Genomic DNA, 26,616 nt, shown 5'->3' on the forward strand with positions numbered 1-26,616 from the left:
AGCGGCTCCTAGTCGTGGGCATGATTGGTGATGGGGCCGACGTGAACGAGTTTGGGGTCCTCGCCGCGCTCGAGCGCCAGATCGCGCAGGATAGCGTCCTCGCGGGCCTCCATGACCTCGGCCTCGTCGTCCTCGATATGGTCATACCCCAGCAGGTGCAGCATGCCGTGTACGAGCATCAGGCGGCACTCGTCGGCAGGGCTATTGCCAAAGCCGGGGGCCTGACGGGCAATGACCTGCGGGGCCAAGATGATATCGCCGAGCTCGAGCGTCTCGTCGGCGGGAATATCCTCGTCAAAGGCCGAGTCGCATTCAAACGAGAGCACATCGGTGGTGCGGTCGATGCCACGCCACTCGTGGTTGAGCTCGTGCATCTCGTCCTCGTCGACATACGAAAGGGAAATCTCGACTTCACGTTCAACGCCCTCGGCGGCAAGCACAACCTCGCAGATGTGCTCCACTTCCTGCGCGTCGAGCAGCGTATCGAGCTCGGCATCGTTGCTGATCAATACACTCAACGGGACTCCTTTCGGTCGCGCGAGCGCTGCTCACGCACGTCATCATAAGCATCGTATGCCTCGACGATACGACCCACCAGGGCATGGCGCACCACATCGGCGCGCTCCAGGTGTGCAAACGCCACATCGTCGACACGGCCCAAAATCTGCTCGACATCCGCCAAGCCACCACGACGACCCACCAGGTCGCGCTGGCTAAGGTCGCCGGTAATCACGAACTTGGAGTTGAATCCAAGGCGTGTCAGGAACATCTTCATCTGCTCGGGCGTGGTATTTTGCGCCTCGTCGAGCACCACGAAAGCATCGCTCAGCGTACGACCGCGCATATAGGCAAGCGGGGCAATCTCGATCACGCCGCGCTCCATAAGCTCATCGGTGCGCTCGCGATCCATCATGTCAAAAAGGGCGTCGTAGAGCGGACGCATGTACGGATCGATCTTTTCCTCGAGGGTGCCAGGCAAAAAGCCCAGGTTCTCCCCTGCTTCGACAACCGGACGCGTCAAGATCAAACGGCCCACCTCATGGCGCTTGAGCGCGGCAACGGCGAGCGCCATGGCCAGATAGGTCTTACCGGTACCGGCAGGACCCAAGCCAAAGGTGATGGTATGCGAGCGAATGGCATCCACATAGCGCTTTTGCCCAAGCGTCTTGGGACGAATGACACGACCGCGGTATGAAAGCAGCACGTCATCGCGAAGCGATGTGGCCTCATGCTCGCCGTCGCGCAAGACGGCCAGGCAACGCGAGACATCGTCGGCAGACAGGGTACGACCGGCCGCCGCCTCGCGAAAAGCGTGTTCAAAAAAACGCGCCACGAGTTCGACCTCATCCGGGTCACCGCTCACGGAGATGCTATCGCTACGGGCGACCACGTGAGCGCGAACCAAGCTCTCGAGCGCACGAAGGACGCCGTCGCCGGCGCCCAAAACACGCGAGGGATCAACTCCCTCGGGAACGGTAAGTCTAATCTTCGAGGCTTCCATGGACCTCCCTGCGCGCATGGACCAAGCCGGAATCATCGACTCCGATGATAGCAACATCGAGCAGGCACGGGGCTGTAAGTCCACAGGTATCGTCAAGACGGGCATGATGGAACGAACCGAGCGTTAAATTGTCACCGTACTCAAGCACGGCACGCTCGACAGTGCCCACGCGACGACGAGCATCGGCAATAGCGAGCTCCTGCGCCGTGTCTCGCATACGACGGCTGCGCTCGGCCATAACCTCGGGCGGCACCTGGTCGGGCATGTCGGCAGCAAGGGTACCGGGACGCTTGCTATAGCGGAACACGTGCATACGCGAGAAACCCACACGGCGGCACAGCGCCAGCGACTCCTCGAACTCCTCGTCCGTCTCACCAGGAAAACCGACGATGACATCGCACGAAAGAGACGCCTGGGGCAAGTTGGCGCGAATCATACGCACCGTGTCCTCAAAGGCCTCCGCACTATAGGGACGACCCATGCGATGCAGGGTCGCCGTACAGCCGGACTGCACGGGCAGGTGCAAAAACGGGGCGATACGCTGCGGATAGCGCGCCATAACCTTAAGCAGGCGCTCAGAGATATCCATGGGCTCGACCGAGGAAATGCGCACATGCGCAATAGTCGTGCGCTCCATGATGGCCTCGAGCAGCTCATCGATTTCGACATGCTCGTCGGTCGCGCTCTTGCCATCGTAGGCACCCAGGTTCACACCGGTCAGCACCACCTCGGGCACGCCGGCCTCCTGGGCCTCGCGAACTTGCTCAAGCACGGACTCGACAGGCACGGAGCGCTCGGGGCCGCGCGCCTTCCACACAATGCAATAGGTGCAGCGATGGTTGCAGCCGTCCTGGATCTTCACGCCCAGGCGAGAGCGACCGAGCGCATCGACCACCTCGCCATCGCTGCAGGCGGGAACGCTATCGGACTCAACGCCCAGCACCTCGCAGACACGTTCGGCGACATCGATCTTGGACGGCTCGGCGATCACGCGATCCGAAAGCTCCAACAGCTCCTCGGGATGCAAATTGACCACGCAACCGGTCACGAGCACATAGGGCTCATTTGGATGGGCCAGCGCATGACGGACGGCCTTACGGGTCTTGGCCTCGGCCTCCCCCGTCACGGCGCAGGTATTGATAACGATCAGATCGGCGTCCGGTGGCTCCACCATCGCAAAGCCTAGGCGCATAAGATCGGCAGTGATACGGTCGGACTCAACCCGGTTGACACGGCAACCGAGGTTGACGACGGAAATATGGGGTGCGAGCACACGGGCTCCTTAATCGAGGATGTCGTCGAGGGCACTCTTGATACGGTCGGTCACCGACTTCTTACCGGATGCGACGTCATCGCCCATCTCGTCGGCGAAGGCGCGAAGCAGCTCGCGCTGCTTGTTAGAGAGATTGGTGGGGACGACCACGCGCAGCTGCACGACCAGACGACCGCGCGAACCGCCACCGCCGATACGCGGCATGCCGTAATTATTGACGCTCACGGTGTCGCCGTACTGGGCGCCGGCGGGAACCGTCACCTTAACGACCTCGTCGGGCATAATGCCCTCGACCTCGATCTCGCAGCCAAGCGCAGCCTGCGCAATCGAGATATCGCTCACCAGGTACAGGTCGTCACTGTTGCGCTTAAAGCGCTCATGGTCGGCAACGCGCACGTTGACAATCAGGTCGCCCGAAGGCTCGCCGCGAAGGCCGGCCTCGCCAAAGCCGCTCACACGCAGCTGGCGACCGGTCGAAACGCCGGCGGGAATATCGATGTCGATCTTTTCGTGCGAAGGCGTGCGGCCCTGACCGTCGCAGGTCTCGCAGGGATGGTCGATAACCGTGCCCTCGCCATGGCAGTCGGGGCAAGGCGAGGAAGACTGAACCTGGCCCAAAAACGATCGCTGAACCGTCGTGACGTAGCCCGTACCGTGGCAGCGACTGCACTGCTTTTCCTGTGCACCCTCGGCCCTACCGGTACCGTTGCAGTCCTCGCAAGGAGCAAGGCGATCATAGCTGATCGTCTTTTTGCAACCGAGCGCCGCCTCCTCGAGCGTCACCGAAAGGGAGATGGCCATGTCACGTCCGCGACGACGCTCACGACGGCTGCGGGCGCCACCACCGGCGCCACCGCCAAAGAACGACGAGAACAGGTCGTCCATGCCCATGCCACCAAAGATATCGTTGATGTCGACATAGCCCGAACCACCAGGACCGTCGGCAGTGCCGTAACGGTCGTAGTTAGCACGCTTCTGCTCATCGGAAAGAACGGAATAGGCCTCGTTGAGCTCCTTGAACTTGGCCTCGGCCTCGGGATCGTCCGAAACATCCGGATGTACGGTACGGGCCTTCTTTAAAAACGCACGCTTAATCGTCCGCGCGTCGGCATCCCTGTCGACGCCAAGCACCTCGTAGTAATCCCTATTTTCCGACACGACCGAATCCTTCCGACTTTCATTATTGTCACAGTGCGTCCTATACCCAAGCTGGGCCGACCGCAAACAAAGGGTTTGATGTTATTGCATTTGATACGGCGAAAGCATGGCCCGTTGCGAGCAGCTCGCGAACCAAACCGACACGAGCGCGAACATGAAGCCGTTGGCAAAACCGTTGGCAAACTGCATCGCACCGCGCTTCCACCACAGCAGGCTGCGATGAAGCACACCGTCCGAAAGCACCATGAACAGGCCCATGGTAAACGGAATAAAGCACATCACGGCAAAGGCCGAGAACACTCCCGAGATGGCCGACAGCACCAAAAACGGCGCCACAATGCCCATCAGGTAAAAGCCAGTACGAGCTTTGCCTTCCAAGCGCTCGGCCTCAACATGGGCGCGGCCGACCAGGTCGCCGCCCGCGGCACCGTTAGTGCCAGCATGGCCCATGCCGCTAATGCGGACCTCGTCGCCATCGTGCGTGCCGGCAGGAAACTCAATCGTCTGCTCGGAGGTCACACGGGTTCGCCCGCTGCCACCGCAATCGGGGCAGGGGTCGGCCACGACCTTACCGGAACCGCCGCACTCGGGGCAGACCGACTGGAACGTGCCCGCACCAAACAGGAAGGACAGGTCGACGTCGATGTGGCCGCGGCCACCGCAGCTCGGGCAGGTATGGGCATGCTCAGACGAAACGGAGCCCGAGCCGCCGCAGTTGCTACAGGTATCGAAGCGCGTGTAGCGGACGGTCTTGCGGGCACCGCCCTTGGCCTCCTTGGCGTCGAGTTTGATATCGACGACCACGTTGGCGCCGTTCTCGGGATTGTAGGCAGCCTGGCCGCGACGCTGCTGGCCCCAGGCGCCACCAAAGGGAAAGCCGCCCTCAAAGGGATTGCCATAGCCCGTGCTGCCGGCGTAGCCGCCACCATAGGGCGAAGCCGTAGGAGCACCGGCAAAGGGATTGCCAGAACGCATGGCGTCGTAGCGCGCACGTTTTTGCTCATCCGAAAGCACGGCGTAGGCCTCGGAAACCTCTTTAAACTTTTCCTCGGCATCCGGCTCTTTATTGACGTCCGGATGGAGCTTACGGGCCTTTTGCTGGAAGGCCTTTTGAATATCACGCGAGGTGGCGTCCTTGGAGACACCCAGAATCTCGTAGTAATCTTTTTCGTTCATCGTCGCCATGCGCGGCAACCTCCTGCTCACAGCAGCGTATATATTCCGGTAATTCTACCCGAGCGGCCTAAGCTAGATCCCAAAACAGCTCGAACAGAACATTTCCATCGAGCCAGCCCAGATGGGTCGGCGCCAGACGGGCACAGGTGCGGCCAGCGATGACATCGACAGAGGCGATAGGCCCCGCATGGGTATCACCGTGCTCGGGCACCCAAGTGGCAAGCCCAAGCTCAAGAGCGCGATCACAAGCCGCTGCCAGTTCATCGGCAGGGATGACACGAGACGCGCGAACCAACAGGTCGGAATCAACACCGCGCGTCATGCGACAAGCGAGCATCAGGTCCTCGGCCGCCGCCTCGCGCCGCGACAGATACTCGGCATCAAACATCGTCGCGGCATCGTCGCGTTGTACCAAACGCACGCGGTGAAAGTCACCACGGGGAGCCACGCCGGGAAACAGTCCAGCCAAGCGGTCGAAATCCTCGTCGTCGAGCATGCCCGCGGCAGAACGACCCAGGCCCAGGTAGCCCCGACCAGTCCAGTAGGCGATATTATGGGCACATTCATGCCCATCGAGCGCGTAGCTCGCCACCTCATACGGGTGATAGCCGGCGGCACCCAGGAGCTCGCGTGCCACATCCATGCAGGCGGCCTGAAAATCCTCATCAGGCTCGAGCGACTCGTCACGGCACGCCATGCGATAGAGTGGCGTGCCCTCCTCGAGCGTGAGCGGGTAGACCGACACATGATGAGGCGCCGCCGCCAACACGCCATCGAGCGTGCGCTGCCAACTCGCCGCCGTCTGCCCGGGAAGGCCACACATAAGGTCGCACGACACATCGAGGCCAGTGTCCTTTACCGTCGCGATAGCCGCAAGTGCCCGATTAGCATCGTGAATGCGGCCAATAGCAGCCAGCTCGGTATTGTCGAGGGTTTGCACGCCCAGAGAGATGCGCGTGACACCCGCCTCGGCAAGCGCGGTGGCGAGCTCAGCGGTCAGGGACTCAGGATTGGCTTCGCAAGTAAATTCAACGGGTTTGCACCACATGGAGATACGCCGGGCAAGTTTCACCAGGCGCTCCCCTGCCAGCGACGGCGTGCCGCCGCCAGTATAGACCGTACGGACCTGCGCAAGCGCCCCGGCGTCGCCAAAGGAATCGAGGCGCGCATACAACTGCTCAAAATAGGAATCAAGCGCGGCATCCAAATCACACGCAGCAAAGCTGCGCGAGTCAAAGTCGCAGTACCGGCACTTTTGAGCGCAAAACGGCACGTGCACGTACAGCGCGGTAACGGCCACCGTTAGGCCTCCAGCGGATGAGCAGGCACCGACTCGCCGGCGGCAAGCGCGGCCTCACAGGCCACCACATCGCGCTCGATATCATCGACCAGCGACATGAACTCCTCGTACGTAGAGCAACGCACCACCTGAGCGCGCCAGGCGGCGGCATGGGGCATGCCCTTTAAGTACCAGCTTGCGTACGTGCGAGCACGCGACATGAGCGGCAGAAGCTCGTGCGTCAACGTCAGGTGCTCACGCAGAGCCTCCAGGCGCTCGACCGAGGAGCGAGAAGGAACCGGCGTGCCATCGAGTGCAAGGGCTCGGGCATCGCCGAACACCCACGGATTGCCGTAGATGCCGCGCGCGATAAACACCGCGCTGGCACCCGAGCCGTGCAGATGCTCAGCAGCGTCCTCGGCCGAGAACACATCGCCCGAACCAATCACGGGAATCTCGACAGCGTCGGCAACCTCATCGACGACCGACCAATCGGCCTGGCCCGTGTAGAGCTGCGTGGCGCAACGACCATGCACGGCGACTGCGGCAGCCCCTGCACTCTCAAGCATCTGGGCAAATGTCGCGGCATTACGGTCCTCGGCATAAAAGCCCTTGCGAATCTTGACGGTCACGGGCACGTGCGCCGCGCCCACCGTGGCCTCGACGATCTTCTCGGCCAGGTCGGGCGTGCGCATGAGCGCCGAACCCTCGCCCTTGGTGACAACCTTGCGGGCGGGGCATGCCATATTGATATCGATGAGCGACAGGCGATCGCCAACGCGCTCCTCGACGGCGGCGACGGCGCTCGCAAACTGATCGGGCTTGGAGCCAAAGAGCTGCACGCAAATCTGCTGCTCCTCGTCGGCCGGCAGCACCAGGCGCCACGTTTTGTTGCTGGCATAGGCAAGGCCTGCCACGCTCACCATCTCGCTGTAGGCAAGGTTGGCACCGCGGCGGCGACACATGATGCGATAGGCGGGGTCGGTAACGCCCGCCATGGGAGCCATAAGGAACGGCTGCTCGGCATAGGCGCCCAGCAGCCGCAGACTATATTCGGAAAGAGCCATAGACCTACTCGTCCACCTTGAGGATCGCCATAAAGGCCTCCTGCGGGACCTCGACCGATCCGATGGCCTTCATACGCTTCTTGCCCTCTTTCTGCTTCTCGAGCAGCTTGCGCTTACGCGAGATATCGCCACCGTAGCACTTAGCAAGAACGTCCTTGCGACGCGCCTTGACGGTGGAACGGGCGATGATCTTGTTGCCGATAGCACCCTGGATGGGCACCTCGAACAGCTGACGCGGGATGATCTCCTTGAGCTTGTCGCACAAGCCACGGGCCAGGCCATATGCCTTGTCCTTATGGACGATAAACGACAGCGCGTCCACCTCGTCGCCCGAAAGCAGGATGTCGAGCTTGACGAGCTCGGAGGGACGATACTCGTTGAACTCGTAATCGAGCGAAGCATAGCCCTTGGTACGGCTCTTGAGCTGGTCAAAGAAGTCCAAGATGAGCTCGGCGAGCGGCATATCGAAGCGCATCTCGACCGATTTGCTCGTCAGGTGGATCATGTCGGTTGTGACGCCGCGGTGTTCGATGGCGAGCTGCATGACGGCACCCGTGTACTCAGGCGGACAGATGATCTTTGCCTTGAGGTAGGGTTCCTCGATACGTTCGATGCGCGTGGCCTCGGGAAGGTCCTGCGGACTGCGGACATCGATCATTTCGCCGTCGGTCTTGTAGACGTGATAGTCGACCGAGGGACTCGTGGCAATGAGGTCCAGGTTGAACTCGCGCTCCAGGCGTTCCTTGACGACTTCCATGTGCAGCAGGCCCAGGAAGCCCACGCGGAAGCCGAAACCGAGCGCCACCGACGTCTCGGGCTCCCACACCAACGACGGATCGTTGACGTGCAGCTTATCGAGCGCGTCGCGCAGGTTCTCGTAGTCCTTGTTGTCGATCGGGAACAGGCCCGTGTAGACCATGGGCTTGGCCTCGCGGTAGCCCGGCAGAGGCTCGGGACAGGGGTTGGAAGCCCACGTAAGGGTATCGCCCACGCGCACAGCCTCGGGGTCCTTCAGACCCGTGACCACATAGCCAACCTCGCCGACCGTCAGCGCGTCGACCGGGGTCTCGGCAGGACGCTTGACGCCCACGCCGTCGACCAAAAAGTCGCCCTTGACCTGCATCATAAGCAGGGTATCGCCCTTTTTGATAGAGCCGTCAAAGACGCGCACCGTGGCGACGACGCCACGATACTCGTCGAAGTACGAATCCAGGATGAGTGCCTTGAGCGGCGCGTTCGCATCGCCCTTGGGCGGAGAGATCAAAAAGACAATGGACTCCAGCAGATCGTGGATGCCCTCGCCGGTCTTGCCCGAGACGCACACGGCATCATCGGCAGGGATCGCCAGGTCATCCTCGATCTCGGTCTTAACCTCGTCGGGATGCGCCGAGGGAAGGTCGATCTTGTTGATGGCGGGCACAATGTCCAGATTGGCGTTCATGGCGAGCGTCGCGTTGGAGACGGTCTGCGCCTCGACGCCCTGCGTGGCGTCGACGACGAGCACCGCGCCTTCGCAGGCGGCCAGCGAGCGCGATACCTCATAGGTAAAGTCCACGTGGCCCGGCGTATCGATCAGATTGAACTGATACGTCTCACCATCGTCGGCGTCATAGGAAACGCGGACGGCATTGGACTTGATCGTGATGCCGCGCTCGCGCTCGATATCCATGGTGTCGAGCAGCTGCGACTCCATGTCGCGTTCGTCGACGGTATGGGTGAGCTCGAGGATGCGGTCACTGATCGTGGACTTGCCATGGTCGATGTGCGCAACGATCGAGAAGTTGCGGATGTGGGAAATGTCAATTGAAGTATTCATGCGGACTATCTTACCCGAGCGGTACAAAAAATGGAGCCTGTTCCATAAAACAGGCTCCATTTATGCGCGTAATCTGTGTGGTGTGAAATTTACAACTTAGGCGTTGATGCTGTTCACGAGCTTGGCAAGACCGGACTTGCGGTTGGAAGCCTGGTTCTTGTGGATAACATGCTTGGCGGCAGCCATGTCGAGACGCTTGGTGACGGTCTTGAGGGCAGCCTGGGCCTTCTCGGCGTCGCCCTCGGCGACGGCGGACTGGACGTGCTTGGTCAGCGTCTTGAGCTCGGACTTGACAGCCTTGTTACGCATGCGAGCTGCCTCATTGGTGCGGATACGCTTCTTCTGAGACTTGATGTTTGCCACTTCTGGAGTTCCTTTCGAGTTCCTTGCAAAAAATGTATGACACCTCTGAGACACGGTGAGGTCATGCAAGCGCCTACTATAGCACGCTCCCTCTCAAAGGGATAGAACGAATTTGTCAAATAGGCAGGTATCATCACGATTTTCTCAAGATGTTCGTAATCCAGAGCAAAAGCGCCGTCTGAGAATCGGCCGAACCCTTGAGCGCGAGCTCCACATCAACGGCACCCTCGAGCGCTGCGACGAGCTCGGTCATCGAAAAACGACGCGCCCAGGTAAGGTGATTCTTGACCTGCCAGGACTGGAGCTTGAGCGTTGCGGCCAGCTCGCGACCCTGCCCACGCGCGTCGAGCGCCTTGGCGACGATAAGCTCGCGAATGCGACCGCACAGCAATGTGTAAGTCCACACGTAGCTCTTGGAGGGCAGGAGCTTAAAGAGCTCGAGCGAACGCCGCATATCGCGAGCCGAGACGGCGTTGAGGAAGTCCCAGGGTTGGATCTCGGCCGTACGTACAATCCAGCGCTCAACATCGGCAAGTTCAATCTGGGGCGACTCGACCATCTGGGCAAGCTTAGCCAAGTCGTTATCGAGCATGCGCGTGTTTTCGCCCGAACGCGAGACGAGCTCCTCGGCGGCCGCCGTCGAAATCGACTTACCGCGCTGCGTCGCCATCTGCTGAACACGGCGCGGCAGTTCCCAGCGCTTGGTACCCGAGCAATCGACGATAGCCTTCTTGTCGATCTTGGCGATTGCCTTATACAGGCGCGTATTCTTGGCAAGTGAGTCGGCGATGATGAGGCAGACCGTTGTTGGGCTGGGACTCGCCAGATACCCAACGAGCGGCTCCGAGACCGCCTTGGCGAGCTTTGAGCAGCCATCGAGGATTACCAGACGAAACTCGCTGCCCATCGGAAAGGTGTTAAGCGATCCGATAATGGACTCGATATCGGGGTCCTTGGTCATGTCTCGCTCGTCGAGGTTGAACTCGACCATACCCGATTTTTCCAGACGCGCTTTCATACGCGAGACGGCGTGGTCGCGCTTAACTCCGTCGGTACCGACGATCAGATATGCCGGCAGCAAACCGGTTTCGGACATTGCGCTCCCCTCCCGCAGGCCTTCGTATTCGTTCCGTGCCATTCTAGCCCAGGGGCCCACCACACGCCAACGACGTCGTCACGGTCGCTGGCATCGCATCGCAAAGCCATTCGCAGTCGGTGTGACGGTAATGTCGCCGTGTTCGATGGTACACGCGAACACACCACCCGCTTCCTTAACGGCATCGATGCAGGCATCGGACGGATGGCCGTATCGATTCCCCTCACCGGCGCTTGCGAGGGAAAGCTCGGGCTTCAGGACGTCCAGCAACTCGCCATCGACTGAAACCTTGGAGCCGTGATGCCCAAGTTTAAGGACATCGATATCCCCCACCTCCTGCACGAATTCCCGCTCTTGGTCGAGCTCGGCATCACCGGTGAGAAGTATTCGCAGGCCCTTGCCTTCCTGAACATAAGAGAGCAGAAGGACAAGCGAGTCCTCATTTCCCTCGCCATCCACGAACTCGAATGGCCACATCACGCGAGCGCAAAATGAGCCGATGTCGACCGTATCCCCACGGCGCACCTGCCGATACTCCACGCCAGGTCGGTTCAATACCTCGGCAGGAGCATCCTCCAGCGCATCCGCCGCCACGGCAATCGTTCCGACCGAAAACTGTTCGAGCACGGCAGGCAAACCACCCCAGTGGTCCTCATCCCAATGCGTCACAAAGACGGCATCGATATGGTGCACGTTATTGCGAACCAACGCCGCAACCACACGCTCGTCGAGCCCGCAGTCGACGAGAGCTACTGCACCGCCTTGGCGGATAAGAATCGCATCGGCCTGGCCCACATCGAGCACCGTCACCGAAGGCGGAGCGAATCGATCCCAATAGACGTACGGAATCGCAGCCAAGAGCATCAGGCATACAAGCCCCACCGCCATAGGACGTGCACGGGGACGCGGCCACCAGACCAGCAGAACCGCCAGAAAACACGGCACTAGGTAAATCCACATGCTATCGGGCGGCACGCTCACGTATGCACCCGGCACGGCGGCAAACAGCTGCTCGAAGAACAGCGCGCAACGGGCGGCAATCATGGGCACAACGAGCGCCCAAGTCCGCAACGGTCCCACGAGCGAAAAGGGAGCCAGCGCGATCGACACAGCGAGCAGAACGCTCACCACCGGACCGATGACCGCATTTGCAAACGGAGCAATGAGCGAGAATGTACCGAAGGCAGGAATGGCAATGGGAAGTGTCGCCAGTTGCGAGCACAGCGTGACGGAAAGCACGCTGGCAACGCCCGATGGCACACCTAGCTCACCCAACGCGTAGGTCGCATAGGGACAAAAGCACAGAATGGCTAAGACGCTGGCGCATGAAAGCTGAAAGCCCATCTCGAACAGCACCGTCGGCCGCAGTAGCACAAAGATGGACATGGTTACGAAGAGTGCCGAAAGGCCGTGCCGACGACGCCCCGCGCCGTTTACGACAAGCGTCACGAACACCATGCAGCACGCGCGCACGGCCGAGGGAGACGCGCCCGTAAAGGCAGCGTAGCCCACAAGCGTTATCGCCAATATCGCCCGCTGAAGACCACGTGAGCACCGAGTCTTTTGCAATACGCCCTCGATTACAAACCCCACGATAGCCAAATGGCTGCCCGAGACTGCGATAAGATGCGCCGTTCCCGTCACCGAAAACCAGTCGCCCGCCGGCTGGGCGCGCAGCTCGGCCGAACGACCGCAGACGACACCGGCTATGAGCGCACGCGCCGGGTCGGTCGCAGGCGCGATGGACGCAAGCAGCCCATTTCGCAGCCGATGCAGCGGCCTCGGAGAACCCTCATCGACCGACACAATCCGAACGGCTTTAACCTTGCGCACCTCGCCTCGAAGCACGCGCGATCGTCCATACGCATCGTTCTCAAAACGTGACACGCGACCGATAACACGCACGTGCGCCCCGACCTTGAACTCACGGTCACACGATAGGCGAACCGTTGCCAAGTTCTTACCGTCCGAGCGTGCCTCGCAGGTATAGGAATACACGTCGTCATTTATGGATGGGTCACCCTGCACGACAAACTCGAGACTGCTTGCCGCTCGACCGTCGAGCGTCTTCGAGGCGTTGAGCGCACCCACGGCCCACCACGCCGAAACGACCGCACCCGCTATGAGACCGACGGACGCGGCATACAGCCACCGCTTCAAAGGGGCAAGCCTCGCACAAGAGTGAGCCAGCACAACGAAAACCGCTGCCGCAACGGGAATGGCCCATAGCGGCCCGACCGCCGTCGCCCGCTCCCTCAGCAGCGCATCAGCGGCCATGCTGAGCACCAAGGCGCAGCTCACGCACATGCCGGCACACAGGACCATCGTCCACGGAATCAGGGGTCGCGGAGGCATCACGTGCTCGCGCTCGGTCGCGCTCATACGCAGATGCAATCTTTGATTTTGGCAAGCTTCTTCTCGCCGATTCCCGACACACGCATCAGATCGTCAACCGAGGCGAAAGCACCGTTCTTTGTCCGTTCATCGATAATCGACTGTGCCATTGAGGGACCGATTCCCGAGAGCGTCTGCAGCTCTGCCGAGCTTGCCGTATTAATGTTTACTAGGCCTGTTGCGCCACCGACGCCTGATGATGCGGAAGTCCCACCATCAACACCGGCTTCCGCAATGGACACCTGCTGCTCCCCTACCGTTGGAACGTGAATTTTTTGTCCATCAGTGACCTTGGATGCACGATTAAGCCCCGTAACGTCTGCTTCGGGCGCCAGCCCGCCGGCGGCATCAATCGCCTGAGCCACCCGCGCCCCGTCTTTGAGGCGATATACACCGGGTGACACCACGGCGCCATCAACATCGACATAGACCTCTGCCGCGGCAGACGCCTTAGGCGAAGAGCCTTCAGATGTCTTTCCACTCGAAGCATCGCCGGATCCCGGCTCCACTAACGTGCCCGAACCATCAGTGCGCTCAAACGACACACCGCCGGCACCGCCGCCAAAGTTCGCCATTGCCAGTCCACTCGCCATCGCAATGACGACCAGTATCGCCATCACCACTGCCTTATGACCGAGCAGTTTGCCCGCCCAGCGGTCCATCTTTTTGACTCGTTCGTGTTGTTCGCGCTGCGCCATAGCAAAACCTCCCAACATCATCGTGTCAGGAAAGGAGCTCCGCAACAGCCACGCCCCAAAACCGGTTTTCGCGGTCAAACCAAAAGCTGACCAAAACCTTACGAAATAATGTCCATTTATTCAGGCACACGTCAGCAAATGAACACTTAGCCCCAAAATGCCCAGATAGCAAAAGACCGACGATGCAGGCGCATCGTCGGTCTATGCACAAATTTACTCGTGATCTTGGTAAATCTCACGCGGAGCAAGCTCAGAATGTTTGTGTTTTAAGGTCTTAGGGGCCTTGTACGTGTTGCTCTCGAAGTCGATGTACTCGGTCTGCTTGAGCAGACACTCAATCATCTCCTCGTGATCAAACAGTTCCCAGGCCTCATGCACGGCATCGAGTTTAGCGTGCGTCTCGGGACGGCGCGGCATAAACAGCGTGCAGCAGTCGGGAGCGGCCTCAGTCGAGATATCGAACGTACCGATCTCCTCGGCGCGTGCGATGATCTCCTGTTTGTCCGAACCGATGAGAGGACGGAACACGGGAATCTTCACGGCTTCGTTGACGGCCATGATGTTCTCAAGCGTTTGGGAGGCAACCTGCCCAAGCGATTCGCCCGTAACGATGGCCCTGGCACCCTCGATGTGTGCAATGCGCTCAGCAACCGAATACATAATGCGGCGATACATGATCACGCGCAGGTTGCTGGGACAGGTGACCGAAATCTCACGCTGGCAGTCGCCAAACGGCACCACGTACAGGCGGCCGATCTGGACACCCGGCTCAAGCGCACGGATGATGTCCTGCACCAGGTATTCACTCGTGTCGGGCGTCTGCGGACGACCGGAGAAATGCACCGGCACGCACACCGCGCCGCGACGCGCGAGCATCCAGGTCGCCACCGGAGAATCGATACCCGACGACAGCAGCGTCACGACCTTGCCGGCAGAACCCACCGGCAGACCGCCCACGCCGCGCTCGGAGCACGCGTACACATAAACGCTACCCTGGACCACCAGTACGTGCACCATCGCATCGGGGTCGTGCATTTGAACCTTTTTATCGGGGAAGGCCTCACACAGTACCTCGCCCACCTGACGATTGATATCGATCGAGGTGAGCTCATAGTCGGTATTGGAGCGCTTGGCGTGCACCTTAAACGAATCGAAGGAACCAAACTCGCGCAGCGCCTTCACGGCGGCGGCGCAGTACTCCTGCGGGTCGCGGTTGGTGTGATACGCCAAAGACACACGGGCAACGCCGGGAACGGTGCGAATGACACGCGCCGCCTCGTCGGCCTGATGCTCGTTAAAGGTCACGAGGATATAACCGGAAATTCGAGACACGGCGTTCACGGAAAAGGCGGCCAAGGCCGCCTTGATGTTATCCATGAGGATATGCTCAAAATGTGCGCGGTTCTTGCCCTTCAGTCCAACCTCGTGATAGTGGACCAGGCAGACGCGAGCTGCCATTTAGGCTTCAGCAACCTTGTGACCGAGCGCCTTCTCGTAACGGGCCTCGTCGTAAGAGATGTCGCCGTCGACAATCTCGTCCATAGCCATCGAGATGGTATCGGCACCGGAAAGCCCGATGGTGATGTCATCGACATCCTGGACGGCAAGCACGCGGTTGTGCTGGCCACGCAGCATGCTATTGATGTCGCAGGCGCGCTTGGAGGCAAGCGAAGCGAGCAGGAAGCGGTTGTGATCGGTCTTCTCCAGAAGATCGTCAATGCAAGGCTTTACAACGGACACGGACCTCAGATCCTTTCATGCATATCGAGAACGCGAACGAGCTCATCGGTCGCGCGGTCGAGATCGTCATTCACCACGACGTCGTCGTAGCGGTCGGCAAGGGCAAGCTCATCGGCGGCGTTTGCCATACGCAGCTCGATCGTCTCGGGCGTCTCGGTACCGCGACCGACTAGACGCTCGCGGAGCACCTCAAGCGAAGGCGGCTTGATAAAGATCAGCACGGCCTCGGGGAAACGCTCCTTCACCTGCAGGGCGCCCTGGACATCGATCTCCAAAATCAGAGACGAGCCCGAGGCGAGCTTGGATGTAACCTCGCTCACCAACGTGCCGTAGCAGTTACCGTGGACCTCGGCCCACTCAACAAACTCACCGTTTGCCACGCGGCGGTCGAACTCCTCGCGCGTCAGAAAAAAGTAGTTGACGCCGTCGACCTCACCTTTGCGTGGTGCTCGCGTGGTAGCCGAAACCGTCAGGCCCAGGTTCGAGCGGCGCTCGCGCACACGAGTGACGAGCGTACCCTTGCCTGCGCCTGACGGTCCAGAAATCACAAAGAGCTTGGAATCCTGAGCGCTCACTTATTTGGTCAGCTGCTCGAGGAGCTGCTCGCGCTGACGGACGCCGAGGCCCTGGACGCGACGAGTAGCGGAGATACCGAGCTCCTCCATGATCTTGGCGGCCTTGGCCTTGCCATAACCGGGGAGAGACTCGATGAGGGTGGAAACCTTCATGCGGGAAGCGATGGGGTCATCGGAGTTGAGCACGGACTCGAGGGACTTCTCGCCCTTCTTGATCTGCTCGCGAAGCTCAGCGCGGGCGTGACGTGCGGCAGCAGCCTTCTCAAGAGCCTGCTTGCGCTGCTCGTCGGTAAGCTGAGGGAGTGCCATTCGTACCTCCAAATAGTTGGGTTATATCTGATTCAATAATTGGCATTTTAGCACGTAGAACGCACAAAAAGCCTAATCGCGGCTCCATAGGTTAGACGATACCCGCAAAAAGTGCAATATACTGCGCCCAAAGTTAAGCCCCTGACCTGCGATTCCACACAAAGGATGGGAAAGTTTACGCAGGCACAGGGGCTATTTTGTGCTAATGAGACCCAAAAGTGGTGACTTAGGGGAATCTTTTACGCGACGTTTTCGACCAGCTCGGCGACGATGGCGTCAAAGGCGGCAACCGGATCGTCGGCACCGGTGATGGGACGGCCCACCACAATGTGGCTTGCGCCACGCTCGATAGCCTGGGAAGGCGTCGCCACGCGGGACTGGTCACCAAGGGCGGCACCCACCGGACGCACACCCGGAGTCACGATCAGGGCATCAGGACCCAGCAGCTCACGCATGTCGTGAGCCTCCATCGGTGAGCACACGATGCCATCGATGCCATTGGCCTGAGCAAGCTTTGCCAAGCGGGCGGCCTCCTCGGCCACGGGAGACTCGACGCCGATCTCGCTCAAGGCATCCTGATTCATGCTCGTGAGCACGGTGATGGCGACGAGCTTGGCGCGGTCCTCACGCGCCTCCTCGGCACCCTCGCGGCAGGCAGCGAGCATAGCACCCGAGCCCAGGCCGTGGACCGAAAGCAGGTCGGCACCGGCAAGCGAGGCCGAGCGGGCAGCGCCGCGCACCTGATGCGGAATGTCATGGAACTTAAGGTCGAGGAAGACCTTAAAGCCAAGGTCCTTAAAGGTCTTGACGATCTGGGGACCCTCAGCGTAATAGAGCGTCATGCCGACCTTGAGCCAGGCGGCATGGCCCGAAAGCTCGTGGGCGAGCTCGAGCGCGCGCTCACGGTCGCAGTCGAGGGCGACGATAACACGGTCGCGGGCATCATTCTCTAGCATTCGAAAGCACCCACCAGCTCGTTGATGTCCTTTACGCCCTGGGACTCGGCCCAGGCCTCGAGCTCATGCGCGATCTTAAGCGAAGCGCACGGATCGACGAAGTTGGCCATGCCGACCGACACGCAGGTGGCGCCGGCCAGGATAAACTCAGCCGCATCCTCGCCAGTCATGACACCGCCGACACCGTTGATGGGGATATCGACGGCCTGGGCAACCTCCCAGACCATGCGCACGGCGATGTGGTGGCACAGCGGGCCCGAAAGGCCGCCCTTGGGCTTGGCCACGCGGGACTTGCGGGTATGGACGTCGATGGCCATGCCCTGGATGGAGTTGATGACCGAAAGGCCGTCGGCGCCGGCAGCCTCGAGGGCCTTGGCGATCTCGGCGACGTTGACCGGCGCCATCTTCACGAACAGCGGCTTATCGGTCACCTTGCGGCAAGCAGCCATAACGGAAGAGGCGCCCTCGGGCGTGGAGCCCATGGCGGCACCGCCGGCGGCGATATTAGGGCAGCTCACGTTGATCTCGTAGCCGGCAGCCCAGGGGCACAGCTCGACATACATCTCGAGTGCGCGGACAAACTCGTCAACGGAGTGACCGGCAACCTGACAGATGACCTGGCAGCCGTCCTTGGACAGCTGTTCGAGCCACGGACCGGACTCGCGGGCAAAGGCGGCCACGCCGGGGTTCTGAAGACCCACGGAGTTGATCATACCGCCGGGAATCTCGGCCATGCGGGGCGCGGGATTGCCGGGCCAGGGCTCGGCAGCGCAACCCTTGGTGGTGATGGCGCCCAGCTGGGAAACATCAAAGAAGTTCTGGAACTGCCAACCGTAGCCAAAGGTACCGGCTGCGGTGTTGATGGGGTTCTGCATCTTGACGCCGCCGAAATCGACGGCCATGTTCACGGTACCCACTAGAAGACCACCACCTTGGAAGCATCGAACACGGGGCCGCACATACAAGCACCCTTCATACCGTCGACCGTCTCGACATTGCAGGTGTTGCAGGCGCCAAAGCCACAGCTCATCATGCGCTCGAGCGACACCTCGCAGTACACACCGGCCTCGGCGGCAGCGGCGGCGACCTTCTTCATCATGACGGCGGGGCCGCAGCTGGCCACGTAGTCGTAGCCGCCCTCGCCAAGCAGTTCTGCGGCAGGATCGGTGCAAAAACCGTGCGTGCCGAGCGAACCGTCGTCGGTGCACACATTAACCGTGGCGCCCAGCGCGCGGAACTCATCGACACCCACGGCCTTGGACGCGGTGCCAAAGCCCAGGCACACGTCCACATCAACACCCTGCTCGGCAAGCATACCGGCAAGACAAAGCACAGGCGGAACGCCGATACCACCGGCGACGAGCAAAGCCTTCCTGGTGCCCTCGGGTACCATCCAGCCACGACCACCGGGGCCCAGCAGGTTAGAGGTGGAGCCGGGGCCCATCTGGGACAAACGGCGGGTATCGTCGCCCACGACGGCGTACCACAGCTCGACGGTGCCGGCCTCGGCGTCGGCGCGGTAGAAACTCAAGGGCACACGAAGCAGAGAAGACGCATCGCCGGGGACGGCGATGTTCACAAACTGACCGGGCTTGAGCGCACTTGCAAGCTTGGGGGCCGAGATGACGAGCGAGAAGATGCCGTCGGCGATCTCCCGGTTCGAGACGACCTCGAAGTCGTGCATGCGTGCAGTGGAAGGTGTGGGCATAGACGCTCCAATCCCCCATGCGGTTGCATGGTCTAAACGAACAGAAAGCGCGGCACCGCAAGGGCGCCGCGCACAAAAGCGATAAGGCTATGCTAGCAGATGCAGCCGTCGGCGAGCGTCTGCTTGCCACCGACAAATACATCGGTGGCACGACCGGTGAGCGTGCGGCCGGCAAAACCGGAGTTCTCGGCGCGCGACTCGTAACCGTCCTCGCCAACCGTCCAGGTTGCGGAGGGGTCGAACACGGTCAGGTCGGCGACAGAGCCCGCCTTGACCTGAACCTGATCGAGGCCCAGAATCTCACGCGGCTTGATGGCCATGAGCTCGACCATGCGGCTCACGCTCATCTTGCCCGTGTTGACCAGCTCAGTGAGCACGAGCGACAGCGAAGTCTCGAGGCCAATCATTCCAAAGGGCGCGAGCTCGAACTCGCGGGCCTTCTCCCACGGGGTGTGGGGAGCGTGGTCGGTAACGATAGCGTCGACGGTACCGTCGATGACACCCTGACGGATGGCCTCGGCATCCTCGTCGGTGCGCAGCGGCGGATTGACCTTGAGCGAGGTGTTGTAGGTCTCGTCCAGGTCGTTCTCGGTCAGGAACATGTGGTGCGGGGTGGCCTCGCAGGTCACCTGGACACCGGCAGCCTTACCGGCACGCACGAGCTCCAGGCCATGAGCGGTGGAGATGTGCTGGATGTGCAGCTTGGCACCGGTCAGCTTGGCAATCTCGATGTCGCGGGCAATCTGAAGCTCCTCGCCGGCGGCCGGCCAACCCTCGAGGGCCAGACGGGTCGAGACCTTGCCCTCGTTGATCTGGCCGTGGCCGACCAGGTCCTCGTCCTGGCAGTGGCTCATAAAAACCTTGCCGAACATCTTGCCGTAGTCCATGCAGCGACGGAGCATGCCCGCGCCCTGCACGCCACGACCGTCGTCAGTGAAGGCGACGGCGCCGTGGGCGACCATATCGCCCATCTCGGACATGGCCTCGCCCTTAAGACCGCGGGTCATGGCGCCCGACGGATAGACGCGGCAGTGACCGACCTCGGCAGCACGGGACTTGACGAACTCCACGACGGTGCCGTTATCGGTGACGGGATCGGTGTTGGGCATGGCGCACACGCCGGTAAAGCCGCCCTTGGCAGCTGCGCGGGTACCGCTCTCGATGTCCTCTTTGACCTCGTAGCCGGGCTCGCGAAGGTGAACGTGCATATCCACCAGGCCGGGGACGAGGTACTTGCCGGAAAGGTCGCGGACCTCGGCTCCCTCGACGGCGAGATTCTCGCCGACCTCGGCGATCTTGTCGCCGTCAATCAGGACGTCAACGACACCGTCAAGCTCGACGGACGGGTCGACGACGTGGGCATTCTTAAGAAGCAAGGCCATTATCGGCACCTCCAAGCAGCAGATACAGGATAGCCATACGCACGCAGATACCGGCGTAGACCTGCTCCAGGATGACGGAGCGTTGCGGGTGGTCGGCCATATAGGAGTCGAACTCGACGCCGCGGTTGATGGGGCCCGGGTGACAGATGATCGCGTCGGGCTTCATGAGCTTCTCGCGGTCCTTGGTCAGACCGAAGAGCTTGTGGTACTCGCGAATGGTCGGGAACGGGGCACCCTCGAGGCGCTCCTGCTGCACGCGCAGCATATAGACGACGTCCAGCTCGGGCAGGACGGAATCGAGGTCGCTCGTCACGTGGTCGCAGCCCAGAACCTCGGGCGCCGGCGGCAGCAGCGTGCCGGGGGCGACGGCGTAGGTCTCGCAGCCCATAATCTTAAGGGCAGGGATCAGCGAGCCGCAGACGCGGGAGTGCGCGATATCGCCGACGACGGCGACCTTCAGACCGTGGAAGTCACCCTTGTGCTCCCAGATGGTGTACAGGTCGAGCAGGGCCTGCGTGGGATGGTTGTGCTTGCCGTCGCCGGCGCAGATAACGCTCGCGGGCGAGTTCTGCGTGACGATGTAGGGAGCACCGGCGTGCTTATCGCGCACGACGATGCAGTCGATCTTGTAGGCGTTGAGGGTCTCGACGGTGTCGACGAGGCTCTCACCCTTGACCGTGGAGGTCGAGGAGCCGCCAAAGTTGAGGCTGTCGGCCGAAAGACGCTTCTCGGCGAGTTCGAAGGAGCTGCGGGTGCGCGTCGAGGGCTCGTTGAACATGTTGACGATGGTCTTGCCCTTGAGCGTGGGGACCTTCTTGATCGCACGCTCGTTGACCTCGGAGAACGCCTTGGCGGTCTCGAGGATGAGCTTGATGTCCTCTTCGGAGTACTCGGTAATGTCGATCAGGTGCTTATGGTTGAACGCCACGGTACTACTCACCTCCCAGCGGCGCGGAGCCCACGTGGGAACCCGGCGCGACGTCGTTAATCTCGACAGCGGTGCGGCCGTCTACTTCCTTCATATATAGGTGCACGTTCTCCTCATGCGACGAGGGAACGTTCTTGCCGACAAAGTCCGGCGAGATGGGGAGCTCACGGTGACCGCGGTCAACGAGAACTGCCAGCTCGATGCGGCTCGGACGGCCCAGGTCCATAACGGCGTCCAGAGCGGCGCGGATAGTACGGCCCGTATACAGGATGTCGTCCACCAGCACGACGCGCTTGCCGTCGACGCCGAAGGGAATGTTGGTAGCGTGGATCGCGGGAGCGAAATTGGTCGCATAGTCATCGCGGTAGAAGCTGATGTCCAGGCTGCCGAGCGGAACGTCGACGCCCTCGATCTCCTTGATCTCCTCGGCGAGCTTCTTTGCCAGAAGGTCGCCGCGCGTGACGATGCCGACCAGAGCGAGGTCTTCACAGCCCTCGTTGCGCTCGAGAATCTCGTGCGCGATGCGGGTCATCGCTCGATTGACGGCGGTCTCGTCCATGATGACCGCCTTGGGGGAAGTCGTGCCCATCGATCTCCTTCCTCACATGTCTTGACTGCTGACACAGTCAAAAAAATAGATGCCCGACCGCTTAAAGCGGACCAGACACCCACAGGAAGGGCTGCTCTTTGGCAGCTATGTAATTCCATGTGGGTATCTCGTACCCCTTTAATGGTCAAGGGATAGTGTAGCCAACCTCGAGCTTAATTGCGAGCATAAATACAGAACAATCCGTAAACGGGCGCAGGCGCTCCATAAACCTATATATATTTGTGGGACGAGCTTGAAAACGCACGCACGAGCTGGCATAATCCCCTCTGCTGCACGCAAATCGGATCTACGTCCAGGGCCGTGGCGTGAGCACTATCGCCAAAAGAGGAATATCTCTGTGTAGATTACGCACAGGGAGCTGCTTCTGTGCTATAGTTCAGGCTTGTTTGTTAACGCGACATGTTCGTTTGTCGCCCAAGGAGGGTCAGTTATGTCCAAAGTTTGCGAAGTTTGCGGTAAGCACCCCGTTGCCGGTCGCTCCATCAGCCACTCTCACCGCGTCACCAACCGTAAGTTCCGCCCCAACATCCAGCGCGTTTACGTCGTCGTCGATGGTCACCGTCGCAAGATGAACGTTTGCTCCACCTGCCTCAAGTCCGGCAAGGTTGCGCGCTCCTAAATAAGGTCTTACCAACAAGTACCTCGGACTCTCCGGGTCAAAGACCTCGCGTTCATATAGAACTTACCAAAGGCGTCCTCCCCCACGGAGGGCGCCTTTTTGCACTCATTGGGGACAGACTTACATGAGTGTTTTCACGCATTGGGGACAGACGTAACGCATGCCGACTGCGGTTCGGCCCCTACCTCACGCTGCCTCCTTCCAGCCTACAGTGGCCTTGGTCACGCTTGTAGCGCCGATACCGGTGATACGGGCAATTTGCTTGACCGTGAGATGTGCCCGCCTGAGCCTCAGCAGACAGGCATCACGTTCGGAGCGTGGCAGGGCCTTGAGCAGCGCAGGATCCATGCTCGGCAAAACTTCGCGCGCAACGGAAAGGGCGTCCTCATCGGGGATCCGTCGGCGCGGAAGAATCTCCACTGACCAGATGCGCCCGGCAACTTCCTCGAGATGCTCGCAATAGCAACGAGAGCCTCCGACAATATCGAGCATAGGAGCCGCGTCACAGATATCAAAGGGATCGTATCCCAGCTGGTATGCCTTGTAGCTTGACCAGCGGTAGGCATCGAGCGAGTCGAGCACACCTTTCACAGGATTGAGATGGATATAATCGAGCAACTGCACCGCCTGCGTGTCCGACTCGACCGCGATCCGCGAATAGCGATTATCAAACAGGTGACCCGTTCTTCCCGTTTTTCCATTGAAATACTTGGCATAGGCCGTCAGCGCGCACTGCATTGCCTTTGAAAGGTTGTCATATGGGTCATCAACCATCAAATGGAAGTGATTATCCATAAGGCACCAGGCCAACACCGCCACGTCATGGCACGCAAACCTGTCTGAGATGTCCGATAAGAAACGATAGCGGTCGGAATCATCTTCAAAAATGATCTGTTTGGAGTTGCCGCGGTCAAAGACGTGGTAATAGCCGGTGAGCGATATTTCGCGGGCGCATCGGGGCATGGTCTCTCCTTTCAAAGCCGTACAGGCAACACCTAAAAGGAGAGAAGGAACGCGAAATGCTGAGCCTGTGACCTATTTATATCCAATCTGCGCCAAAAACAGGCCCAGAACGGCAAAATGACAAATCCATGTCTGTCACAAATGAGTGAAAGCACTCATGTAAGTCTGTCCCCAATGAGCGGGGCAATGCAATAGACAGATAGTTATAGTTGAAACGTTTCAGTTGATTGAAACGTTTTAGTATGCCTTTTACGGGAATCTTACCGTTTACCGAATTATTTCTTGCTATCATGCAAGACGTAGGGTAAATCTCCGATCGCAAGGAGACACAAATGGTGAAAAAGTCACCGGAAAACACTACTCCCGCAATTGTGGACAACGTAGAGGCGCTTGAGGCTAAGCTCGCTCAGATGCGAGAGGCCCAGGCGCTTTTTGCTACGTACACGCAGGAGCAGGTCGACAAGATCTTCTATGAGGCCGCCATGGCCGCCAACAAGGCTCGTATCCCGTTGGCGAAGATGGCCATCGAGGAGACCGGCCGCGGCGTTCTTGAGGACAAGGTCATCAAGAACCACTACGCCGCAGAGTACATCTACAACGCTTACAAGAACACCAAGACCTGTGGTGTCCTGGAGCGCGACGAGGCTTATGGCATCACTAAGATCGCCGAGCCCATCGGTATCGTGGGCGCCGTCATCCCGACGACCAACCCCACCTCCACTGCGATCTTCAAGACGCTGATCAGCCTGAAGACCCGCAACGCCATCATCATCTCCCCGCACCCGGCTGCCGCCAAGTGCACCATCGCCGCCGCCAAGCTCGTGCTTGACGCCGCCGTCAAGGCCGGCGCCCCCGAGGGTATCATCGGCTGGGTCGATGTCCCCTCCATCGAGCTGACCAACATGGTCATGCGCGACGTCGACATCATCCTCGCCACCGGTGGCCCGGGCATGGTCAAGGCCGCCTACTCCTCGGGCAAGCCCGCCCTGGGCGTTGGCGCCGGTAACACCCCGGTCGTCATCGACGACACCGCCGACGTGCTGCTCGCCGTCAACTCCATCATCCACTCCAAGACCTTCGACAACGGCATGATCTGCGCTTCCGAGCAGTCCGTGACCGTCATCGACACCATCTATGACCAGGTTAAGGCCGAGTTCCAGAAGCGCGGCTGCTATTTCGTCAAGCAGGGTGCCGAGATGGAGGCCCTGCGTGCCGCCATGTTCAAGAACGGCGCCCTCGATCACCGCATTCCCGGCATGGCTGCCGCCAAGATCGCCGAGCTCGCCGGCATCGAGGTTCCCGCCAAGACCAAGATCCTGATCGCCGAGGTCACCTCCACCGACCCCGCCAAGGAAGAATTCTCCCACGAGAAGCTCTCCCCGGTCCTGGCCATGTATCACGCCAAGGACTTCCAGGAGGCCGTCGACAAGGCCGAGCACCTGGTGCTCGCCGGTGGCCCGGGCCACACCGCCTCTCTGTACGTGCACCCCGCCCAGGCCGAGAAGATCAGTCTGTTCGAGCACGTCATGAAGGCCTGCCGTATCGTCATCAACACCCCGTCCTCGCACGGCGGCATCGGTGATCTGTACAACTTTGGCATGAAGCCGTCTCTGACCCTGGGCTGCGGCTCCTGGGGCGGCAACTCCGTCTCCGAGAACGTTGGGGTGAAGCACTTGATCAACGTTAAGACTGTGGCCGAGCGCCGTGAGAACATGCTGTGGTTCCGCGCTCCCGAGAAGGTCTACTTCAAGAAGGGTTCCACGCCCGTCGCACTCGACGAGCTCGGTACCGTCATGGGCAAGAAGCGCGCCTTCATCGTCACCGACCAGTTCCTCTTCAAGAATGGCAACACCCGCGCCATCGAGGCCAAGCTCGACGAGATGGGCATCGCCCACGACTGCTTCTACGACGTCGAGCCCGATCCGTCGCTGCAGTGCGCACGTCGCGGCGCCAAGCAGATGGCTCTCTTTGAGCCGGACGTCATCATCGCCGTCGGCGGTGGCTCCGCTATGGACGCCGGCAAGATCATGTGGATGATGTACGAGCACCCCGAGTGCAAGTTTGAGGACATGGCCATGGACTTCATGGACATCCGCAAGCGTATCTTCACTTTCCCCGAGATGGGCAAGAAGGCCTACTTCGTCGCCGTCCCGACCTCTTCGGGTACCGGCTCCGAGTGCACGCCGTTCGCCATTATCACCGACAAGGAGACCGGCATCAAGTGGCCGCTCGCCGACTACGCGCTGCTCCCCAACATGGCTATCGTCGACGCCGACAACTGCATGACCGCCCCGCGCGGCCTGACCGCTGCCTCCGGCATCGACGTCATGACCCACGCCATCGAGTCCTACGTCTCCATCATGGCTTCCGACTACACCAAGGGCCTCTCCGAGCGCGCTGCTAAGCTCGTCTTCGAGAACCTGCCCTCCAGCTTCACGAACGGCGCCAAGGACCCGCACGCCCGCGAGGAGATGCACAACGCCTCCTGCATGGCCGGCATGGCCTTCGCCAACGCCTTCCTGGGCCTCAACCACTCCATGGCTCACAAGCTCGGCGCCTTCCATCACCTGCCCCACGGCCTCGCCAACGCCGTCATCCTGACCCGCGTTATGCGCTACAACGCCGCCGAGGCTCCCGTCAAGATGGGCACGTTCTCCCAGTATCCTTACCCCAACGCGCTGCACAACTACGCCGAGATGGCCAAGTACTGCGGCATCGAGGGCAAGGACGACAAGGAGGTCTTCGAGAACTTCATCACGAAGCTCGAGGAGCTCAAGGACTTCATCGGTGTCAAGAAGACCATCGCCGACTACGGTGTTGACGAGCAGTACTTCCTCGACACCCTCGACGAGATGACCGAGCAGGCATTCAACGACCAGTGCACCGGCGCTAACCCGCGCTACCCGCTCATGAGCGAGATCAAGGAGCTCTACCTGGACGCCTACTACGGCCGCGAGCCTCAGGACTACGCCGTCTGCTAGTTTTAGCACGGTTTTTAACGGCGG

General features: G+C 60.6%; 25 protein-coding genes. 2 read left to right on the plus strand and 23 right to left on the minus strand.

Annotation, left to right across the window (positions count from 1 at the left end):
• Window positions 1-8: 8 nt before the first annotated feature.
• The 22 genes from ybeY to pyrR all read right to left on the minus strand — a co-directional run bounded on the left by ybeY (window position 9) and on the right by pyrR (window position 22,008).
• Window positions 9-518: an rRNA maturation RNase YbeY gene (gene ybeY / locus DW943_RS00985; RefSeq protein WP_117564282.1), complete on the minus strand. Its 510-nt coding sequence runs from the start codon at window positions 516-518 to the stop codon at window positions 9-11.
• The gene (locus DW943_RS00990; RefSeq protein WP_117861929.1) at window positions 515-1,501 is read right to left on the minus strand and encodes a PhoH family protein; all 987 of its coding nucleotides are present in this window, start codon (window positions 1,499-1,501) and stop codon (window positions 515-517) included. The genes ybeY and DW943_RS00990 overlap by 4 nt, the downstream gene beginning before the upstream one ends.
• Window positions 1,482-2,774 (minus strand): MiaB/RimO family radical SAM methylthiotransferase, encoded by a 1,293-nt coding sequence (locus DW943_RS00995; RefSeq protein ID WP_117861930.1) that lies wholly within the window; start codon window positions 2,772-2,774, stop codon window positions 1,482-1,484. The genes DW943_RS00990 and DW943_RS00995 overlap by 20 nt, the downstream gene beginning before the upstream one ends.
• A 9-nt stretch (window positions 2,775-2,783) precedes the next feature.
• A complete protein-coding gene (dnaJ, locus tag DW943_RS01000) occupies window positions 2,784-3,932 on the minus strand; it encodes a molecular chaperone DnaJ (RefSeq protein WP_117779077.1) in 1,149 nt (382 codons plus the stop codon).
• An 81-nt stretch (window positions 3,933-4,013) separates the two neighbouring features.
• On the minus strand, window positions 4,014-5,117 hold the full coding sequence (locus tag DW943_RS01005; RefSeq protein WP_199408033.1) for a DnaJ domain-containing protein: 1,104 nt from the start codon (window positions 5,115-5,117) through the stop codon (window positions 4,014-4,016).
• Window positions 5,118-5,175: 58 nt separating this feature from the next.
• On the minus strand, window positions 5,176-6,408 hold the full coding sequence (gene hemW / locus DW943_RS01010) for a radical SAM family heme chaperone HemW (RefSeq protein ID WP_117861931.1): 1,233 nt from the start codon (window positions 6,406-6,408) through the stop codon (window positions 5,176-5,178).
• A gap of 2 nt (window positions 6,409-6,410) precedes the next feature.
• Entirely contained in the window at window positions 6,411-7,454 is a 1,044-nt protein-coding gene (gene dusB / locus DW943_RS01015) for a tRNA dihydrouridine synthase DusB (RefSeq protein ID WP_117861932.1), read from the minus strand.
• A gap of 4 nt (window positions 7,455-7,458) precedes the next feature.
• Window positions 7,459-9,270: a translation elongation factor 4 gene (gene lepA / locus DW943_RS01020; RefSeq protein WP_117757122.1), complete on the minus strand. Its 1,812-nt coding sequence runs from the start codon at window positions 9,268-9,270 to the stop codon at window positions 7,459-7,461.
• Window positions 9,271-9,366: 96 nt separating this feature from the next.
• Complete coding sequence (gene rpsT / locus DW943_RS01025; protein WP_022094714.1) at window positions 9,367-9,633, minus strand: 30S ribosomal protein S20; 267 nt, start codon at window positions 9,631-9,633, stop codon at window positions 9,367-9,369.
• A gap of 133 nt (window positions 9,634-9,766) precedes the next feature.
• Entirely contained in the window at window positions 9,767-10,729 is a 963-nt protein-coding gene (holA, locus tag DW943_RS01030; RefSeq protein WP_117861933.1) for a DNA polymerase III subunit delta, read from the minus strand.
• Window positions 10,730-10,807: 78 nt separating this feature from the next.
• The gene (locus tag DW943_RS01035; RefSeq protein ID WP_117861934.1) at window positions 10,808-13,111 is read right to left on the minus strand and encodes a DNA internalization-related competence protein ComEC/Rec2; all 2,304 of its coding nucleotides are present in this window, start codon (window positions 13,109-13,111) and stop codon (window positions 10,808-10,810) included.
• Window positions 13,108-13,821, minus strand: a complete 714-nt coding sequence (locus tag DW943_RS01040) for a helix-hairpin-helix domain-containing protein (RefSeq protein WP_158550964.1) — start codon at window positions 13,819-13,821, stop codon at window positions 13,108-13,110. Before DW943_RS01040 ends, DW943_RS01035 begins: the two co-directional genes overlap by 4 nt.
• Before the next feature lie 213 nt (window positions 13,822-14,034).
• Entirely contained in the window at window positions 14,035-15,279 is a 1,245-nt protein-coding gene (gene thiI, locus DW943_RS01045; protein ID WP_117861935.1) for a tRNA uracil 4-sulfurtransferase ThiI, read from the minus strand.
• The gene (locus tag DW943_RS01050; RefSeq protein WP_035138532.1) at window positions 15,280-15,561 is read right to left on the minus strand and encodes a DNA-directed RNA polymerase subunit omega; all 282 of its coding nucleotides are present in this window, start codon (window positions 15,559-15,561) and stop codon (window positions 15,280-15,282) included.
• Between the two features lie 5 nt (window positions 15,562-15,566).
• Window positions 15,567-16,136: a guanylate kinase gene (gmk, locus tag DW943_RS01055; RefSeq protein WP_099431806.1), complete on the minus strand. Its 570-nt coding sequence runs from the start codon at window positions 16,134-16,136 to the stop codon at window positions 15,567-15,569.
• Window positions 16,137-16,445, minus strand: a complete 309-nt coding sequence (gene mihF / locus DW943_RS01060; protein ID WP_006236130.1) for an integration host factor, actinobacterial type — start codon at window positions 16,443-16,445, stop codon at window positions 16,137-16,139.
• 239 nt (window positions 16,446-16,684) lie between these two features.
• Complete coding sequence (gene pyrF, locus DW943_RS01065) at window positions 16,685-17,401, minus strand: orotidine-5'-phosphate decarboxylase (RefSeq protein WP_117564271.1); 717 nt, start codon at window positions 17,399-17,401, stop codon at window positions 16,685-16,687.
• Window positions 17,395-18,303, minus strand: coding sequence for a dihydroorotate dehydrogenase (locus DW943_RS01070; RefSeq protein ID WP_006236128.1), 909 nt, complete (start codon window positions 18,301-18,303; stop codon window positions 17,395-17,397). The genes pyrF and DW943_RS01070 overlap by 7 nt, the downstream gene beginning before the upstream one ends.
• A 14-nt stretch (window positions 18,304-18,317) precedes the next feature.
• Window positions 18,318-19,085, minus strand: coding sequence for a dihydroorotate dehydrogenase electron transfer subunit (locus DW943_RS01075; RefSeq protein ID WP_117736693.1), 768 nt, complete (start codon window positions 19,083-19,085; stop codon window positions 18,318-18,320).
• Between the two features lie 116 nt (window positions 19,086-19,201).
• Window positions 19,202-20,491 carry a dihydroorotase gene (locus tag DW943_RS01080; RefSeq protein ID WP_117637247.1) on the minus strand — a complete coding sequence of 430 codons (1,290 nt, stop codon included), beginning with the start codon at window positions 20,489-20,491 and terminating at the stop codon, window positions 19,202-19,204.
• Window positions 20,475-21,419: an aspartate carbamoyltransferase catalytic subunit gene (locus tag DW943_RS01085; protein ID WP_035138537.1), complete on the minus strand. Its 945-nt coding sequence runs from the start codon at window positions 21,417-21,419 to the stop codon at window positions 20,475-20,477. Before DW943_RS01085 ends, DW943_RS01080 begins: the two co-directional genes overlap by 17 nt.
• A 4-nt stretch (window positions 21,420-21,423) precedes the next feature.
• Entirely contained in the window at window positions 21,424-22,008 is a 585-nt protein-coding gene (pyrR, locus tag DW943_RS01090; protein ID WP_117861936.1) for a bifunctional pyr operon transcriptional regulator/uracil phosphoribosyltransferase PyrR, read from the minus strand.
• Between the two features lie 451 nt (window positions 22,009-22,459).
• Here pyrR and rpmB point away from each other — a divergent pair, with 451 nt between their 5' ends.
• Window positions 22,460-22,648 carry a 50S ribosomal protein L28 gene (rpmB, locus tag DW943_RS01095; protein WP_022094725.1) on the plus strand — a complete coding sequence of 63 codons (189 nt, stop codon included), beginning with the start codon at window positions 22,460-22,462 and terminating at the stop codon, window positions 22,646-22,648.
• A gap of 186 nt (window positions 22,649-22,834) precedes the next feature.
• Here rpmB and DW943_RS01100 read toward each other — a convergent pair whose 3' ends face one another.
• Window positions 22,835-23,611, minus strand: a complete 777-nt coding sequence (locus tag DW943_RS01100; protein ID WP_117637246.1) for a transposase — start codon at window positions 23,609-23,611, stop codon at window positions 22,835-22,837.
• A gap of 332 nt (window positions 23,612-23,943) precedes the next feature.
• Here DW943_RS01100 and adhE point away from each other — a divergent pair, with 332 nt between their 5' ends.
• Entirely contained in the window at window positions 23,944-26,592 is a 2,649-nt protein-coding gene (gene adhE, locus DW943_RS01105) for a bifunctional acetaldehyde-CoA/alcohol dehydrogenase (protein WP_055250041.1), read from the plus strand.
• The last annotated feature ends 24 nt before the right edge of the window (window positions 26,593-26,616 follow it).

It is taken from the genome of Collinsella sp. AM44-11, assembly GCF_003467145.1.
In the GTDB taxonomy this organism is placed as follows: Bacteria; Actinomycetota; Coriobacteriia; order Coriobacteriales; family Coriobacteriaceae; genus Collinsella.

What these genes read in the sequence shown, in the direction of transcription:
- DW943_RS00990 (WP_117861929.1), bottom strand. Translation starts at nt 1,501, where the DNA reads ATGGAAGCCTCGAAGATTAGACTTACCGTTCCCGAGGGAGTTGATCCC.
- DW943_RS01005 (WP_199408033.1), bottom strand. Translation starts at nt 5,117, where the DNA reads ATGGCGACGATGAACGAAAAAGATTACTACGAGATTCTGGGTGTCTCC.
- dusB (WP_117861932.1), bottom strand. Translation starts at nt 7,454, where the DNA reads ATGGCTCTTTCCGAATATAGTCTGCGGCTGCTGGGCGCCTATGCCGAG.
- lepA (WP_117757122.1), bottom strand. Translation starts at nt 9,270, where the DNA reads ATGAATACTTCAATTGACATTTCCCACATCCGCAACTTCTCGATCGTT.
- holA (WP_117861933.1), bottom strand. Translation starts at nt 10,729, where the DNA reads ATGTCCGAAACCGGTTTGCTGCCGGCATATCTGATCGTCGGTACCGAC.
- DW943_RS01035 (WP_117861934.1), bottom strand. Translation starts at nt 13,111, where the DNA reads ATGAGCGCGACCGAGCGCGAGCACGTGATGCCTCCGCGACCCCTGATT.
- DW943_RS01040 (WP_158550964.1), bottom strand. Translation starts at nt 13,821, where the DNA reads ATGGCGCAGCGCGAACAACACGAACGAGTCAAAAAGATGGACCGCTGG.
- thiI (WP_117861935.1), bottom strand. Translation starts at nt 15,279, where the DNA reads ATGGCAGCTCGCGTCTGCCTGGTCCACTATCACGAGGTTGGACTGAAG.
- mihF (WP_006236130.1), bottom strand. Translation starts at nt 16,445, where the DNA reads ATGGCACTCCCTCAGCTTACCGACGAGCAGCGCAAGCAGGCTCTTGAG.
- pyrF (WP_117564271.1), bottom strand. Translation starts at nt 17,401, where the DNA reads ATGCTAGAGAATGATGCCCGCGACCGTGTTATCGTCGCCCTCGACTGC.
- DW943_RS01070 (WP_006236128.1), bottom strand. Translation starts at nt 18,303, where the DNA reads ATGGCCGTCGATTTCGGCGGCGTCAAGATGCAGAACCCCATCAACACC.
- DW943_RS01075 (WP_117736693.1), bottom strand. Translation starts at nt 19,085, where the DNA reads ATGCACGACTTCGAGGTCGTCTCGAACCGGGAGATCGCCGACGGCATC.
- DW943_RS01080 (WP_117637247.1), bottom strand. Translation starts at nt 20,491, where the DNA reads ATGGCCTTGCTTCTTAAGAATGCCCACGTCGTCGACCCGTCCGTCGAG.
- pyrR (WP_117861936.1), bottom strand. Translation starts at nt 22,008, where the DNA reads ATGGGCACGACTTCCCCCAAGGCGGTCATCATGGACGAGACCGCCGTC.
- rpmB (WP_022094725.1), top strand. Translation starts at nt 22,460, where the DNA reads ATGTCCAAAGTTTGCGAAGTTTGCGGTAAGCACCCCGTTGCCGGTCGC.
- DW943_RS01100 (WP_117637246.1), bottom strand. Translation starts at nt 23,611, where the DNA reads ATGCCCCGATGCGCCCGCGAAATATCGCTCACCGGCTATTACCACGTC.
- adhE (WP_055250041.1), top strand. Translation starts at nt 23,944, where the DNA reads ATGGTGAAAAAGTCACCGGAAAACACTACTCCCGCAATTGTGGACAAC.